Source organism: Kaistella sp. SH40-3, from assembly GCF_030686865.1.
Classification (GTDB): domain Bacteria; phylum Bacteroidota; class Bacteroidia; order Flavobacteriales; family Weeksellaceae; genus Kaistella.
In genome coordinates this window covers 1-16,389 of record NZ_JAQYUS010000006.1, presented here as the reverse complement: position 1 = coordinate 16,389, position 16,389 = coordinate 1, and the positions used below count along the sequence as shown (strand labels likewise).

At 33.8% G+C, this 16,389-nt stretch carries 15 protein-coding genes and 1 tRNA gene; 9 read left to right on the top strand and 7 right to left on the bottom strand.

The window, feature by feature from the left end; genetic code table 11:
* The first annotated feature begins 116 nt into the window (after positions 1 to 116).
* From trxB to PUH65_RS10560, 4 genes are all read left to right on the top strand, one after another.
* Positions 117 to 1,058, top strand: a complete 942-nt coding sequence (trxB, locus tag PUH65_RS10575; protein WP_305519970.1) for a thioredoxin-disulfide reductase — start codon at positions 117 to 119, stop codon at positions 1,056 to 1,058.
* Between the two features lie 128 nt (positions 1,059 to 1,186).
* Positions 1,187 to 1,552: a fluoride efflux transporter CrcB gene (crcB, locus tag PUH65_RS10570; protein WP_305519969.1), complete on the top strand. Its 366-nt coding sequence runs from the start codon at positions 1,187 to 1,189 to the stop codon at positions 1,550 to 1,552.
* Between the two features lie 107 nt (positions 1,553 to 1,659).
* Positions 1,660 to 1,744: transfer RNA gene (locus tag PUH65_RS10565), tRNA-Ser, on the top strand.
* A 254-nt stretch (positions 1,745 to 1,998) separates the two neighbouring features.
* Positions 1,999 to 3,258, top strand: coding sequence for a site-specific integrase (locus tag PUH65_RS10560; RefSeq protein ID WP_305519968.1), 1,260 nt, complete (start codon positions 1,999 to 2,001; stop codon positions 3,256 to 3,258).
* A gap of 266 nt (positions 3,259 to 3,524) precedes the next feature.
* Here PUH65_RS10560 and PUH65_RS10555 read toward each other — a convergent pair whose 3' ends face one another.
* The 4 genes from PUH65_RS10555 to PUH65_RS10540 form a co-directional block, all read right to left on the bottom strand.
* Complete coding sequence (locus tag PUH65_RS10555; protein WP_305519967.1) at positions 3,525 to 4,463, bottom strand: ketopantoate reductase family protein; 939 nt, start codon at positions 4,461 to 4,463, stop codon at positions 3,525 to 3,527.
* 62 nt (positions 4,464 to 4,525) lie between these two features.
* The gene (locus PUH65_RS10550) at positions 4,526 to 5,107 is read right to left on the bottom strand and encodes a Crp/Fnr family transcriptional regulator (protein ID WP_305519966.1); all 582 of its coding nucleotides are present in this window, start codon (positions 5,105 to 5,107) and stop codon (positions 4,526 to 4,528) included.
* A gap of 265 nt (positions 5,108 to 5,372) precedes the next feature.
* The gene (locus PUH65_RS10545) at positions 5,373 to 6,497 is read right to left on the bottom strand and encodes a PAS domain-containing sensor histidine kinase (RefSeq protein ID WP_305519965.1); all 1,125 of its coding nucleotides are present in this window, start codon (positions 6,495 to 6,497) and stop codon (positions 5,373 to 5,375) included.
* A complete protein-coding gene (locus PUH65_RS10540) occupies positions 6,497 to 7,231 on the bottom strand; it encodes an alpha/beta fold hydrolase (RefSeq protein ID WP_305520122.1) in 735 nt (244 codons plus the stop codon). The genes PUH65_RS10545 and PUH65_RS10540 overlap by 1 nt, the downstream gene beginning before the upstream one ends.
* Positions 7,232 to 7,745: 514 nt before the next feature.
* On the opposite strand from PUH65_RS10540, the gene PUH65_RS10535 reads away from it, so the two are divergent.
* Entirely contained in the window at positions 7,746 to 8,393 is a 648-nt protein-coding gene (locus PUH65_RS10535; protein WP_305519964.1) for an SOS response-associated peptidase, read from the top strand.
* A 466-nt stretch (positions 8,394 to 8,859) separates the two neighbouring features.
* Here PUH65_RS10535 and PUH65_RS10530 read toward each other — a convergent pair whose 3' ends face one another.
* The 3 genes from PUH65_RS10530 to PUH65_RS10520 all read right to left on the bottom strand — a co-directional run bounded on the left by PUH65_RS10530 (position 8,860) and on the right by PUH65_RS10520 (position 11,667).
* Entirely contained in the window at positions 8,860 to 9,624 is a 765-nt protein-coding gene (locus PUH65_RS10530; RefSeq protein WP_305520121.1) for an SDR family oxidoreductase, read from the bottom strand.
* Positions 9,625 to 9,988: 364 nt separating this feature from the next.
* Positions 9,989 to 10,594, bottom strand: coding sequence for an LpxA family transferase (locus PUH65_RS10525; RefSeq protein ID WP_305519963.1), 606 nt, complete (start codon positions 10,592 to 10,594; stop codon positions 9,989 to 9,991).
* Between the two features lie 209 nt (positions 10,595 to 10,803).
* On the bottom strand, positions 10,804 to 11,667 hold the full coding sequence (locus PUH65_RS10520) for a phospholipase D-like domain-containing protein (RefSeq protein WP_305519962.1): 864 nt from the start codon (positions 11,665 to 11,667) through the stop codon (positions 10,804 to 10,806).
* A gap of 361 nt (positions 11,668 to 12,028) precedes the next feature.
* Here PUH65_RS10520 and PUH65_RS10515 point away from each other — a divergent pair, with 361 nt between their 5' ends.
* The 4 genes from PUH65_RS10515 to PUH65_RS10500 form a co-directional block, all read left to right on the top strand.
* Positions 12,029 to 13,117, top strand: coding sequence for an AAA family ATPase (locus PUH65_RS10515; protein WP_305519961.1), 1,089 nt, complete (start codon positions 12,029 to 12,031; stop codon positions 13,115 to 13,117).
* A 1-nt stretch (position 13,118) separates the two neighbouring features.
* Entirely contained in the window at positions 13,119 to 15,473 is a 2,355-nt protein-coding gene (locus PUH65_RS10510; RefSeq protein WP_305519960.1) for a S8 family peptidase, read from the top strand.
* Between the two features lie 216 nt (positions 15,474 to 15,689).
* On the top strand, positions 15,690 to 15,824 hold the full coding sequence (locus PUH65_RS10505; RefSeq protein ID WP_305519959.1) for a hypothetical protein: 135 nt from the start codon (positions 15,690 to 15,692) through the stop codon (positions 15,822 to 15,824).
* 344 nt (positions 15,825 to 16,168) lie between these two features.
* Positions 16,169 to 16,389, top strand: a 221-nt coding sequence (locus tag PUH65_RS10500; protein ID WP_305519958.1) for a hypothetical protein, incomplete at its 3' end; no start/stop codon positions are given.

Sequence of the window (16,389 nt, the reverse complement as noted above, 5' to 3'; positions counted from 1 at the left end):
TTTAATCGCTGCATTTCCAGTCATTGACAAAATTCATCGCCAAAAACTTCGTTACCCCAAAATAAATCACGATTTTTGAAAACTTTAAATATCAATTTTAAATCTAATTATAAATAATGGTAGAAAATATCTTAGACTGCGTGATTATAGGTTCAGGACCTGCTGGTTTTACCGCTGCAATTTACGCAGCCAGAGCCGACCTTAAACCTGAATTATTTACTGGTTTGGAGCCGGGCGGACAATTAACAACCACTACAGAAGTTGATAATTTCCCAGGTTATCCGAACGGAATTACGGGTCCGGAAATGATGATGGATTTGCAAAAGCAAGCCGAACGTTTCGAAACCAAAGTTCATTACGAAATGATCACCAAAGCCGAATTCTCTAAGGAAGTTGGCGGTATTCATAAATTATGGGCTGGAAACAGAGAAATCCTGGCAAGAACTGTTATTATTTCAACAGGTGCGACTGCAAAATATTTGGGTCTTGAAGACGAAAAAAAATATTCTGGCGGAGGAGTTTCTGCTTGTGCAACATGCGACGGATTTTTCTACAAAGGAAAAGAGGTTGTCGTAGTTGGGGCAGGGGATACGGCAGCAGAGGAAGCGACTTATTTAGCAAAATTGTGTAGCAAAGTTACGATGCTTGTGCGTAAAGACCATTTCCGTGCTTCGAAAGCGATGATTCACCGTGTGAGTAATACTCCAAATATCGAAGTCTTATTCAACCACGAACTGATCGGAATTGAAGGTGAAAAGTCATTAGTAGAAAGAGCGGTAGTGATTAACAACCAAACTCAGGAAACTTCTAAAATTGATGTTCACGGAATTTTCATCGCGATCGGTCACAAGCCGAATACCGAGATTTTCCAGGGTCAAGTTAATTTAGACGAAAACGGCTATATCAATACCATTCCAGGTTCATCCAAAACAAATTTACCGGGAGTGTTTGCTGTAGGTGACGTTCAGGATAGTCATTACCGACAAGCGATTACCGCAGCCGGAAGTGGATGTATGGGCGCGATGGATGCTGAGAAATATTTGGGAGAATTAGTGTAATCATAAAAGAACCAAGTAAGAAGAGTCAGGAAAAAAAGAAAAGAGCCGAGTTATTATTTGAGCCGTCATTATTAATTTCGCAATAGAATTTTATACTGATTTCCTACAACCTAATTTCTACAACCTAAATGAGAAATCTACTCTACATATTCATAGGAGGAGGATTAGGAAGCGTTCTGCGTTTCCTAATCTCCAACTATACCCAAAAGTTATGGAATGTAAATTCCTTTCCCATGGGAACTTTTGTGGTGAATATAATCGGGTGTTTTTTGATTGGGATTCTTACTTCTTATTTCCTTAGAATTGATAATTATTTAAAATTTCTTTTGATTACCGGTTTTTGTGGAGGCTTCACAACTTTTTCTACTTTCTCTGCAGAAAACATTTCACTTTGGGAAAGTGGAAGTTATTTTATATTGCTCTTTTACATTTTATTGAGTGTAATAGTGGGTTTAATCGCAGTTTATCTCGGTTTACAACTCGCTAAAAATTAATTTTCACTTTGATAATGAAGAGTTTAAAAATTTTTTTCAAAATAATTTGGTGAATATATAAAAGGTCTTTATATTTGCACCACTGAAAAAGAGAAATCAATTTCATTGGAGAACTGGCAGAGTGGTCGATTGCGGCAGTCTTGAAAACTGTTGACTGTAACAGGTCCTGGGGTTCGAATCCCTAGTTCTCCGCTTGGTGAACAACCAAAACACATCAAAAGCCTTTAAATACTAGTATTTAAAGGCTTTTTTGTATTTATGATATATCAAATTATATCAAATTAATGCAAAACAAAAGGGAGTACCAAGGTGAGTAGTAGAAAAATAAAAAAAGGTACTCACCGAATTTAGCATTAAACAGCCTATTCATCGGTTATTCATCTATTGAACATCTTGTAGGTTTAGAGGTTTCGAAATAAATTTATTAACCTTTAAAATCATGACTTATGCAAACCTACTGTTTACTATTTTATGCGAAAAGAACAAAAGGTAATTCTGAACTTTCAGCAGTTTATATGCGAATTACTATTGATGGAAAACGAAAAGAAATTTCGACAGGAAAAACGATTAAAACGAAAGAATGGAATTCGAAAGCTGGAAAAGTTTTTGGAAATTCTTCTCATGCAAAATGTTTTAATTCATTCCTCGAAAGTCTGCGGGCAAAAATGTTCGAATCTTACAACTATCTTCTAAACAATCGAAAAATTATTACATGTGAATGTCTGAAGAATAGATTTCTGGGAATTGATGAACGAAAAGTAACTTTAGTAGAAGCTTTTCAAGATCACAATAATCAAATAAGAGAATTAATAGGGCGAGGATTTGCTCATGGAACCTGGGAGCGGTATGAAACATCTCTTAGACATACTCAGCAGTTTATGATGTGGAAATATAATATTTCGGATATTGACGTAAAAGAAATTAATCCTGCATTTATTTCAGATTATGAATTTTTTTTAAGAACGGTACGTAATTGCGCCAATAACTCAGCAGTTAAGTATATTAAAAATTTTCAGAAAATTATTAATATATGTTTAGATAACGAGTGGATTATTAAAAACCCTTTTGCTACTTACAAATCTAAAATTGTCATTACAGATGTACGCTTTCTTACAGAAAATGAATTAGAAAAAGTTAAAAATAAAGTGTTCAGTACTGAGAGGTTGCAGACTATTCGCGATATATTTCTATTTTGTTGTTTTACAGGTTTAGCGTATTCAGACGTTAAGAAATTAGCACATGAAAACATATCAATTACTGCAAATGGCGAAAAATGGATCAAAATTAGAAGAACAAAAACAAAAGTTGAGGCAAGTATTCCTCTACTTCCTATTGCAAATGAGATTTTGGACCGTTATAAGACCAACATAAAGTGTGTAAACGTTGAGAAGGTTTTACCGGTTTTAAGCAACCAGAAGATGAATGAGTATTTAAAAGAGATTGCCACTTTATGCGGATTGGACTTTGATATTAGTTTTCATACGGCCAGACATACTTTTGCCACGACTGTAACATTAAATAATGGGGTGCCACTTGAAACAGTAAGTAAGATGTTGGGACACTCTAATGTTCAAATGACTCAACATTATGCAAAAATTCAAGATCGGAAAATTGGTGATGATATGAATTTACTTAAAAAAGTATTGCATAAGAACGAAAAGAAGCAAACCATGATCAAAAGCAAGGCCCATAAGAAGTCGCAGTGAGAAGCGTTGAAGTTTTGCTGCTGATTTTTTGTGGGATATTTATCTGATGCAAATGCAATTAGACCCGCAAAGGAAACAATCACACCTGCAAGATGATACGAAGATTAAATATAGATTAAAATTAAAGGGAAAATAAGTGATCTGCCTTTTACTTTAGACGAGAAAAATACAGATCACTTGTAAAAAATTTCAAAAAATACAATATAAAGATTGTGGAAATATTATTGGAGACATTAAGATAAATTAAACGACGCTTTATAATCTCTTTAAAAATCTGCCTTTACTTCTAAGTATATTTTTTCAGAAAATGGGGTAGGGACTTTCGTTTCCTTGCCATATTTTAAGATGGCACCAGCGAAAAGATCTAATTCATTATTAGCTTTTTCCGAATGCACATCAAGTTGTAAAGATGTTGGCGTTGACGGTGGGAAAGATGCTGCTTTATCAAAAGTATTTCGTATAATATCTTCTGAAAGGTTAATTCCTTTTTTATCAGCTATTGATTTTATTTCCAGCATTACATTGGTCGCTTCCTCTTTTTGTAATTCAACCTTACAAACCGCTCCGATAGAGGAATTATATTTAGCGGTTACCAAACCAAAACTTGCAATAAATATAAATTTCGTCCAGATATCAACCTGAGCAGATTCTTTAAATTGAAAATGGATCTTACTCTTCTCTAATAAATCGATAATCCAGTCGATGTTTTTGGCAGGATGTTGAGGGTCTTTTCCAACGATTAATTGACCTGGTTTGCCTTTATGTTCAACGATTCCTTTTTCTTTGATATGAGAAGCAACATAAACGCAGGAAGGTAATATGATTGATTTTGGCAGTATTTTACGGATGCGGTCATAAATATCTGCCCCGTTCATCATGGGCAGTAAAACGGTGTCTGTTGTAATGACTTTGGACAATTGTCTGCAAATATCTTCCAAATCGTATTCTTTGACGCAAATCAAAACAAGATCAGGATTTTGAATTTCGGAAATTTTTTGGTAGATAGCATCAGGCCTGGTTATAGCTTTTGGGTGTTCTGGAGAAAGTAGTTGTAAACCACTTTTTTTTACGGTCTCATAGGTGACCCCTCGGGCAACAAATGAGATTTTATTTTTTTGATCTACTTCGTTTTGCTGAGAGATCTTAAACCCAAAATAACCGCCAACACCCCCAAGACCAATGATAACAACATGCTTTTTCTCCATTTCAATTTTTTTGCAAATATTAAAATTTTTGTTTCAAAATATACTTGATAAATGGCAAGAAATTATAATTTGCTTGTTTCTTTTCTAATTCTACTTAATGAACTGTCTGTAATACCTAAGTAAGAAGCGATTACTTTCAGGGGAACGTTTTGTAAAATAGGTGCATTGTTTTTTAAGAGATTCATATATCTCGTTTCCGCTTTTTGGCTGGCCATTTCAATGAGTCTATCGTGTAGTTTCGCATAATTAATAACGAATAGAAGCCTACTAAACTCTCTAAAATCTGGAATGTTATGAAAGTTATTTTGTACATTTTGTAAGTCGGTTTCCCAAAAAGAGCAGTGCGTTATCGTTTGATAAGTTTCTTTGATGGGCTGTTTTCTGAAAAAAGATAGAAAATCATTTACAAAACAAGGAGCGATAAAAATGTTAGTGGTAATTTCTTCGTGATCTTCATTAATTATATAGGAACGCATATATCCTTCCTCTAAAAAGTAGGTTTTTAAACTGATCGCATCTTTTTGAAGCAGTACTGTATTCTTATCCATCGTGAAATCAGAAAATGTTGCTGTAATTCTCTCTACAACTTCTTTTTCGATAGGAAACAACGAGTGAAAGTAAGTGTTAAGTTTTGATTTGCTCATCAGTGAATTTTGAAGGTCAATACTTTAATTGAATATCGATAAACAAATATACCAATCTAACTTCAAATTTATTTGACTCGTTTTTAATGGATAGCTGCTACTAAACTTTCCGCAGGACAGAAAAAGACATTGTATAAACCTGTCACTTCCCTTGCAAATTAGATCTAATATGGAAGATAGAAGTATTTTGCTATATAACTGCCAAGTGAAAATCAGATTGGTGATTTTTCTAATTTTTCGTACCCAAGTTTTATTAAAAATATTATTAATTGATCACCTCCATTTCAAATGTAAACCGGGTTTCTTCTTCAGTGGAGGTACAGGTTAGGGTTCCTCCATGCGCTTTCGCGATTTGGTCTGCAATATAAAGACCTAATCCCAAGCCATTTTTGCTGGGGCGGTTTCCTTCCTTTTTAAAAGGAGTAAAGAGAATGATCTGCAGTGATTCCGGAATGGGTTCACCGTCATTCGCCACAGAAAGCTTCAATTTATTCGCCTCGTGCTGTCCTGTAAAATTAACTGAAGATTGAGGATTGCCATGCGTTAAAGCATTCGCTAAAAGGTTGGATATGAGCTGGCCAATGCGGTCCGCATCGCAGAATATTGGGTCAAGCAGCGCAAGGTCAACTTCAATTTTTCGGTTTGGGAATAAAAACTTAAGTTCTTCTACTACGTGTTCCAAAACTGGTTTCAGTTCGACATGCTGTGGGGCAATCACAATTCCTTCGCCCATTCGAGTACGCGCAAAATCCATGACGTTGCCGATCAATTCATTCATGCGGTATCCGCTTTGTTTGATAACTCCGATCAGATTTTTTTGCTTTTCATCTGTAATAAAGCGGTCCAAATATTCGACCGTCATCGTAATTGCACTTAGGGGATTTCGAAGGTCATGCCCCAGAACAGCGATCAGCTGTTCTCGTAAAATCAGGTTTTTCCTTTCTACTTCTAAATCATTCTCCGCAATACGTTTTGCATACTGCAGATTCTGTTCATACTGCATACGATCCGAAGCCTCTACCAGCGTGTAGTAAATCAGTTTAGAGCCGTCTTCTTTGACAACAGACTCTTTGGCGTTGATAAAGATTTTGACTTTTTTTACCGCTGTCGCACTCAGTTCAATGAGAATTTCGTCAAAATAACCTTGCATTTTTAATAACGGGGAAAGGTGGGTTTCAAAGTAGATTTTGCTTCCGATAGATAGAAGATCGGAAAACTTTTTACCGGTTATTTCCTCACGTGAAATCCCCAACCAGTTCAAGACGCGATTGTTACTGCGAACAATTGTGTTCTTTTCATCCGCAATTAGGAAACCCGAAAACGACTCTTCAAAAAACTGTTGGGCTTCTTGGGGTGGAATACTGTTGTTTTCGTTTGGAAGAGAGCTCATTATAGATATGCTTTCATAATTGCAATGGTTTCGTCGGGCGCGCTAAGGTTCGGGCAGTGTCCAGTCGCTTCCATGATGACGAGTTTACTGTCCTTTATATTTTCATGCACGTAAATACCCACTTCTTCCGGCGCGATCACATCGTCTGAACACTGCAAGATCAAAGTCGGGGTGGTTACTTGCGGCAACACTGCTCTCTTATCAGAAAAGAAAGTCGTCCGTGCAAATTCTCTGGCGATATCGGGATTGGTTCTGCAAAAACTGTTAGACAGTTCTTCTGCAAGTTCTACGCGCTCTGGATTTCCCATGATTATCGGTGCCATGGCCATCGACCAGCCAAGGTGATTATTGTCTAATGCATCCATCAATTCGGTAATCTGTTCTTTCGTAAATCCGCCTACATATTCCCCATCATTAACGTAAGAAGGAGAGGGACCTATCATAATCAGGGCTTTAAATAGGCCTGGTGCTTGCAGTGAAGCAATGGCTCCTATCATCGAACTTACGGAGTGACCGACAAAAATCACATCATCAATTTTTAATTCCTTGCAAACTTCTATTACATCAGAAGCATATCCTTCGAGTTGCGAATACTGTTCACTCGTGTATGCGGCCAAATCCGAATTTCCCGCCTCTACATGATCCATCAAAATAACGTTATAGTCGTCCTCAAAAGCCGGTGTTATAAAACGCCACATGTTTTGATCGCAGCCAAATCCATGCACAAACAGCATCGCGGATGTTCCTTTTCCTTTGATGGTTACATTATTTCGTTGAATCGCATTCATAATAGGTAATTGATACAATTAATTAAAATTAAAGACTGCAAGGTAATTATTTTACAAATGATTTATGATTTAATTATCTAAGTTGCAGCGATTTCATGAAAATTTATTTGAAGGAGTATTAGACTTCATGTAAAGACTAAAGCTAAGTAAAATTACAAATGGTGATAGTTAAGGGTCTGGAAAAATGGTGAGAATTTCTGACTTAAAAGTTGTCAACACTAGAATTCAGAGTTTCTCTCGGAATTTCCCGATTCAGGTAGATCTTAGATGAATGTTTTGACTGATTCTGAAAAAAAAATATCAGATCCATTAGCAAATAAAGCAATGATGACAACGCTTTTGAATAAACTGCTACAAACAATTATTGGGAATGACAGGAAATTTTCCAAATTCTCTCAAAAGGGAGTAGGGTTTCATTTTTAAAACTGTTAAATTTGATTTCAGATAAAATACTAATCTTATGTGCTATTACATTTCAAATAATCTCACTAAAAAAGAAATAAAGGATTCCTTTGGAGTAGAGTATAATGCCCCAGCCTATAAAGGATCTGGTTTTCTCAATGGCTTTTCTTTTCCAAAAACACCAATCATTATGGATGAAAATCCTGATGAAGCTATACTGGGAGATTGGGGTTTAATCCCTTTCTGGGCTAAGAACAGAGATATTCAGAAGATGACTTTAAATGCGAGGATTGATACCCTGGGTGAAAAACCCAGTTTTAAAAATTCAGTCTCCAATCGATGTTTAGTTTTAGTCAATGGATTTTATGAGTGGAAGTGGTTAGATTCTAAAGGAAAAAGTAAGGAGAAATACTTCATTCAATTAGATAATGGTAATCAACCATTTGCCCTAGGAGGAATCTACAATATTTGGACTGATAAAGACTCCAATGAAACCCTTACCAGTTTTTCTATTGTAACTTCAAATGCGAATGAACTGATGTCTGAGATTCACAATACAAAAGACAGAATGCCCTTAATTCTATCCAAGGAAGCAGAAGAAGCATGGCTATCTGATAGACCAGTAGATGACTTTGCATTTCCACATTACAATCCCCAATTAGTTGCTTTGAATCTGGATTCGGCAAATCCAACGACGCTTTTTTAGGCTCAACTAACTGTGCAAAAATTATTTAGAAACAACCATTTATTTTCAAGTGGTTTTCCTTGTTATTAACTGGGAAAATTAAAAACAATTTAGTATCACTAGATTAATAGTGATTAAAAGTACCCGACATCAGAAGCGAACTAGTACTTTTTTTTGACAAAATTGTATTTTTGGTAAATTAACATTCGGATTGTGGCTTGTTATGCTATATTTATTCTTCCTCCCCAAAATTATCTTAGCTACGACACTGGGTTTTAAAGTAAGTTAAAAATATTATTTCAAATAGACAAACATATCAACTAATGTATATTGGAAATGAGCTGGAAATGTTAAAAAGCTCATAAACGATGAAGTACTTTTTTCAGTGATATGGTATTGATCCTTTGCAGAAAATTGATATATTGACGAATCCAGAGTATTACAAGTTTTTAAGTAACCTCGAAAGTCCGAGAATTCGGAGAGTACATTATTCAGGGGTCGCCTCGCTTCCTGCTAATATTCCGCCGTCTATATTCAATTCTGTTCCGGTAATATATTTTGATTCATTTGTCGATAGAAATAATGCTCCATATGCCACATCGATTGGTTCTCCAAAATGACCAAGTGGAATTCCGTTTTCTATAGATTTGATCATTTTTTTCCTTTCTTCTCCTGTTCCCAACATCATATCCCACATAGGGGTCATTATTGCTGCTGGATGTATGCTGTTGCATCGTATATGATATCCTTTTTCTGCGCAATAAAGCGCAACACTTTTCGTGTGATTTCTAGAGGAGGCTTTACTTGAAGCGTATGCAACTGCTGTTGGAATACCAACAATTCCACTTCTTGATGAAATATTTACGATTGCTCCTCCTTTCTCTTTCATTAATTTGATAGCATACTTGCACCCTAACATCACTCCATTAGAATTAACTTGGTGTACTTCATTCCAAGAATTCAAATCAACATTTTCTGCATCAAATGGACCGTTAGTCTCAAGAAAACCTGTTATTCCAGCATTATTAATCAGAACATTTAATTGTCCATATTTTTCTAAAATTTTATGGGTTACTTCTACCCATTCTTCTTCGCTTTTCACGTCTAAATGGAAATATTCGGATGGATTCCCTAATTCTTTAGATAGTTCTTTTCCTTCTTCATCTAATAGATCCGTTACAATAACCGTTGCTCCTTCAGAGCAGAACAATTCCGCTATAGCTTTTCCTATTCCTCGCGCAGCACCTGTAATAAGAACAATTTTATTTTCTAATCTTTCTTTCGATATTCTTTTTTATTTGAACCCTATCCGTTGGGTATTCCATTCTCATTCTGAAATGATTGTGTTGTTTGTCATCCTATTCAGTATTTCCACACCCAATTTGTTCAACAACCCATCCTTTTTTCATTCCATGCACCATAGGGAAATTGTTTTCCAATTTGATAAAATGTTATATCTCCCATGCAGAAATCCATTTCGTCCTATTTTCTGCCCTGGAACAATCAGCAAATTTTCCTGTACTCGATTATTTTCAGGTTGAAGAAAATACGAATTGAAAACGATCATCCATTACAATTAAAGCTGCCCCCAACGGGTGCTGTGTGTTCGGCTTTTGTTATTTTGTTTGTTCTATTAGGTCAAGTCGCTTTACAATACTGCATTTTTCTAAAATTGTTCCTGGTGATAAAACGGCATTTGCTCCGATTTTAGAATTGTCCCCAACTAATGAACCAAATTCTTCTGTTTTTGTGTCAATAATAGTTCCGTTTTGTGTTACCCATATATTTTTGTTTTGTCTTTCGTTGTAATGATTTGCACAAATCGAACCGGCTTCAAAATTTATGTTTTGTCCAATTATGCTATTTCCAATGTAATTGAAATGTGCAATGGCAGCATTGTCAAAAATTATTGATTGTTTAATTTCCGAACTTGGTCCAACCTTTACAGATTTGCTTAAAAATATAGGTCCTCGTAAATATGCGTGTGCTCCAATAAAACAGTTTTCAGAAATGATTACTGTACCTTTCAATATTACTCCTTGCTCAATGATTGCTGTTTTATGGATCGCAATATTATTTTCTATTTTATAATTATTGTCTAATACTTTTATTTTTTGCAATAATATGTTTTCTAAATTATCAATAATTTCCCAAGGTTGCAGGTCTTCGGTAAGTGGGAATTTAATTTTTATGTTTTCGATGTAATTTTCAATTTCTACCATATTTCCTAAATTTTCATTTTTGTTACGTTAGCTTCCTTACGCTGCTATAAGTACAAGCGCAACGGGTGGGTATTTCTGCAGGCCAACTAAAAATACGAAAACTTTCCCTTTGCAAGAAAATTAATTAATCTAAACTCTTCTATAAAAATTTCATATACGATTGTACTGGATATGCAAATAAAATTTCCAGCTAAAGTTAAGCTACATTTTTACAAATCGCTACTAAGCATTTTCCTGTTCTCGTAGCAGTATCTTTTGAAGATTAGTAGATCAGTTACGTATTCCAGAATGCAATCTAAAACCTCTGTTTTTTCATTGGTTAGCAGATGATCAAAATTGCTTGAAGACAGTTTTTTATTAAGCGTAACAATTATAGAATTATTTTGCAAAGTGAGGATTGCATTTTTTTGTAAGTCGGTATTTTTTAAAAAGTAACTGTAATTGTCATGTTCCAGTCCCGAAATAATGCCATATATGTAAAAGCTGTTCTTTACTTTATCAATATTGAAGTTAAACTGATTTTCAGCATTCAGTAAAAATGATCTGCCATCCCATCGACAGGATACTCTTCTTTGTAATTCATTTTCTAAAGCATTGATCAGAATTGTGGTGAATTTTTCTTTCGAGAGATAAAGATCTTCATCTGTAGGGATTTGTTTTTCTACCATAGGAGATAGATATGATTTCACAAAGTTTTTTAATTCGGATAGCTCTTCGGCCGTATCGTATATGGCTCCAAATTCTAAAGCGCCTAAATTAGAACTGTTCAGTAGGTTCATTGATGTGACGATGCCTGTGTGTTCATTAAAATATAATTTGGCGTGCAAAGCTTCAATTAATTTAGGTTTTATATTAAATGCTTCTAATTGTTCCCAACTTTTATAATTGTTATTGTCATATCTAATATAAACACTGATTTTCACCTGTCGTTTTTGCGCTTTTAACAGTTCTGTCTTAAAGGCCTCCCATTTCTGAATGTCGATATAAGGAGATGCCAGAATAAGGTATTTTTTAGCTTGGTGTATAAGATTGATGATCTCGCTGCTGATTTGATAAGGGGCTATGATTTTCATAAGTTGCTTTTTGATAAAGATAGATAAATATATAAATGGCAAGTAGTGTGAAAACAATAAAAAACTTTAAATATAGATTAACTTCTAATTTTTAATTACGGTTTTCCGTAAGGCTTTATGGTTTTACCAATTTACCTTTGAGGTTAACCTAAAATTTTACAAAAATGGCAAAAACCGCAACAGAGTTTTCACCACAGGCCACTCATTGAAATATTGAAGAATTTTTGTTACGCTAAACTATTATTTAACAACGGTTTTAGATGGTATAATAACGTTTTAATAAAATAAATTTACGTTTTAGTGTTTTTATATTACGTTTTTGATTACATTTGTATCACAAAATTTAAAACAATTTACATTAATGTATACTGAACTAATAAAAATAATTGAAGGTGGATTAAATAATGACCATAAAAAGGTAATTAGCTACTCTAATCATTTAGCAAAAAAAATAAGAGATGATGGTGATATTAAATTGGCGGACAAAATTTTGAAAACACTGCAAGGAGCGAAAGGTCTGCCTGTTTTTAAAGATCAATTATTTGATGCCCCGGTTGATCATGATACAAGGTTAAATATTGCAGATATCATATTGCCACAAGACATAAAGTGTGATATAATTGTTTCTGAAGGTATTGTTGAGCCAATAAATAATTTTATTTCCTTAGTAAATTCTAAAAACGAAATAAAAAGTAAAGGTTTAGATATTAATCTCTCTCTTTTACTTTACGGTCCTCCAGGTTGTGGTAAGACAACATTAGCTAAACATATTGCTAAAGAACTAGATATTCCAATTGTAGTGGCACGTTTCGATTCTTTAATTTCTTCTTTATTAGGTAATACTGCGAAGAATATAAGGAAATTATTTGATTACGCAAAAAGTAAGCCTTGTATTTTATTTTTAGATGAGTTTGATGCTATAGCAAAAGCACGAGATGATAGTCAAGAAACTGGAGAGTTAAAAAGAGTAATCAATAGTCTTTTGCAAAATATAGATGAATTTTTAGAAACAGGGATATTGATTGCAGCAACTAATCACGAACAATTGTTAGATAGTGCAATATGGAGAAGATTTGAAAAAGTGGTAAATGTAAACAAGCCAAATTCTGATGAAATAAAAAATCTAGTTGAAAATTATTTTGAGAAAATTGGTTCTGATTTAGCGACAGATGATAAGAAATTTGAAATGGTTAAAACTTATATGAGTAATTTATCCCATTCAGAGATTATTAAAATCATTAACAGTGCATATTATAATTCAATAATAAAAAAATCAGTTTTTGAATACGAAGATATTTTTTCTGAATATTTTAAATATAAAAACAACAACAGATTTCTACCAGAGGAAATGATTAGGTTTTTAAACGAAAGCCATATCCCACAGAAACAAATAGCAAATTATTTAGCTATTTCAATTAGACAAGTTAGAAACGCATTAAATGTAGAATAAAATGGCAAAAAAGAATTTACCAATTAAGCTTTTTCAGAAAAGGCAAAAAATTGACGACAGAAGAGTTGAAGGTGGTGGTGGAGATAATGTTCCTAAATGGGAATTATCCGGACATTTGCTTGCCGAAAGAGCAGAAAGCTTCATTGCACCAATTAATGAATTAATTGATGTATTTCAAAAACGTAATGATTCAAGAGAGTTTATACCAGCGACATTAAAAATTGATATTGATGATAATGCAATTGCTAAATCACATAGAAAAGACATTCAGAAAATTTTTAATGGTAAAGTAACCAAAAACAATATTATTGGCTTTCTTGATTCAAATAGCGCAATTGTTAAGGTTGACAGCATTGAAGAAGGTTTACAGATAAAAAACAATATAGCCAATTATCTAAAAAATCCACGTGGTATTTCTGCTATTGAATCAATAGAAGTATTCAAACCTTTTATAGTGGATATTGAAGAAAACCAAGCGGTCAAAATTTCATTAATTGACTTTTTGAACTATGAAATCAATAATGCTGTCAAAATTGCTTTTATTAAATATTGCACCGAATTTAACATCGAAGTAAAAGAAGTAAATTATTCTTCTGGTTTAATAATATTTAAAATCAAAAATGCTTCAAAAGGCGTTTTAGATAGTATCTCAGGTTTTGAAGCATTAGAATCTATAACTTTTATGCCTAAATATCAAGTGGAGACCGATAGCATAGAATCTGAAGATACTCTTGATATAAAATGGCCTACAGATGGTATTGAATATCCAATTGTAGGAGTCTTAGATTCTGGTGTTTCAAGGAACCCATATTTAGAACCTTGGTTACTTGAGGATAAATTCTCTTCATATCCGGATGAGTTAATTGATCCAATGCATGGTTCTTGTGTTTCAAGTATAATTCTTTATGGGGATCAATTACAAGGTAAAAATTGGACGGGGAATACAGGTTGTAAAATTTTTGATGCAACAGTATTTCCTGATCAAAAACAAGAATCAATAGATGAAGATGAATTAGTAGAAAATATTAGAGAAGCAATAAAGAACAATAATCACATTAAAATTTGGAATTTATCATTAGGCACTGCTTCTGAATCCAGCATTAATGATTTTTCAGATTTTGGAAAGGCATTAGACGATATTCAATTAGCAAATGATGTGATTATATGTAAATCTACTGGAAATTGTAGAAATTTTGAAAAAGGTCATCCTAAAAGTAGAGTAGCAAGGTCAGGTGATTCAGTTCGTTGTTTAGTAGTTGGGTCAGTTGCTCACTCAAAAAATACACATGATATAGCTGATATTAATCATCCATCACCGTTTACGAGAATTGGTCCTGGTCCTGCAAATAGTATTAAACCAGACTTAGTGTCTTTTGGAGGAAATGCAGGGTTAGATGGTGGTAGAACAATTCAAAATGGAGTAAATGCGATCTCACATGATGGGAGTGCTGTGAAAATTATGGGAACAAGTTTCGCAACCCCAAGAGTAACTTCATTGTTATCTGAATTAAATTTTAAAATTAATGAAACTTTTAATCCTACTCTTTTAAAAGCTTTGGCCATTCATTCTGCAAAATATCCAACAGGAATAAGTCTTCCTATTAGCGAAAGAGTGAATCAAATGGGTTTTGGAATTCCTGATTCAGCTGATGAAATAATCTATAATGATCCTCACGAAATAACTTTGATTTTGCAAGAAAATATAACTCGTGGCGAATTTATTGAAATCTTAGAATTTCCTTTTCCGGAAAGTTTAATTGATGATGATGGTTTTTTCTACGGAGAAATTAAAATAACATTAGTTGGCCAACCAGTATTGAGAGAAAAACAAGGCGCAGAATATTGTCAATCAAATTTAGAGTTAAAGTTTGGTACTTATGAAAACATTAAAAACCGTGACACAACCAAAGCAAATATTCTCAATGAAATTGGTCCAGACGACACTCAAAATGTTTTACTTGACTCTAATTACAAAAGTTTGCATCTTAAAGATACTGAAAGCGAATATGCGCGTGAAAGAGTATTGCTCAATTATGGAAAGAAGTATCAGCCTGTAAAGAAATATTCGGTAAATCTTAGCGAAATGAAAGATTCAAGACAACGCGATAGTTTAGCAAATAATAGAAAGTGGTATGCTAAAATTAAAGGAACTTATAGAGATTTTGCTGAAACCTTAGCAATACAAGATGGTGAAGAATTAAACCAAGATTTTACGCTTATTGTAACTATTAGAGATACAAAAGCTCAAAAGCAAGTGTATAATGAAGTATCAAGACTTTTAGCGGCTAGAAACTTTATGCATTCTAATATTAAGCTCAGAGAAGAAGTAAATGTTCAAATCGAGGATGAAATATAGGACTAAGGAGCATGTTAAACATATTCGAGAAAACTTAGAAATTAAGGTTTAATATAAACGAAGAGAGTTAATATTATTATAGCTACCAGCTCAATCCATAGGTAAATACGGTATGCAATTAAAAGAGAAAATGATAAAAGAGTATCAAAAGAAATAAACAATCCTTAACCAGAATAATTCACTGGTGATGTTGAATTAATTTTAAAATTTACTAAAATGGCAGACAAGAAAAACACTGTTATTAAAGTTGGAAGGGACGCAGGTACTGGGCAATTTGTCACAGTTAAGGAAGCTGAAAAAAGACCTAAAACAACTGTAATAGAAACTATTAAAATTCCTAAAAAGAAGTAATAGTTTTAAGGGGGACTTGTCCCTCTTTTTTAATATTTAAAGAATTTAAATATGTGCCGCGACTTTATAAAAATGGTTTAGAAAGTATACCTGTATAAAAAACAGTGAGCTTAAGTACGAAAGACTGGGAAGAGTAAAACTCACTGCTGAAGCGGGTGTACGCCGACGGGGAGATCGATTTGGGCGACTATCACCTGTGATGTGGAAAATGGATTGCAAGCTAGGTCTAATACCTTCTGGCATACTGGTTTTCTACACCCAAAGTAACAGCAGCAAAATATTATGAAAAAATACTACTTTTGACGTGTACAAAAAATTACCTTCAATAAGCACAAAATTATTTTATGGATCCAATTACAATTTCAACATTAGCATTGTTATATCCTTTTTTGACAGAATTAGCTAAAAAGGGCGCAGAAAAAATAGTAGAAACTAGTAGTGAGAAATTCACATCAGGAAGTATTGGTTGGTTAAAGTCTTTATTCTTTAAAGATGATGATCCTAAAAAGGCATTGCAAGAATTAATTGATGAACCTGAAAGTTTAGAAAAACAAATTGCTATTAA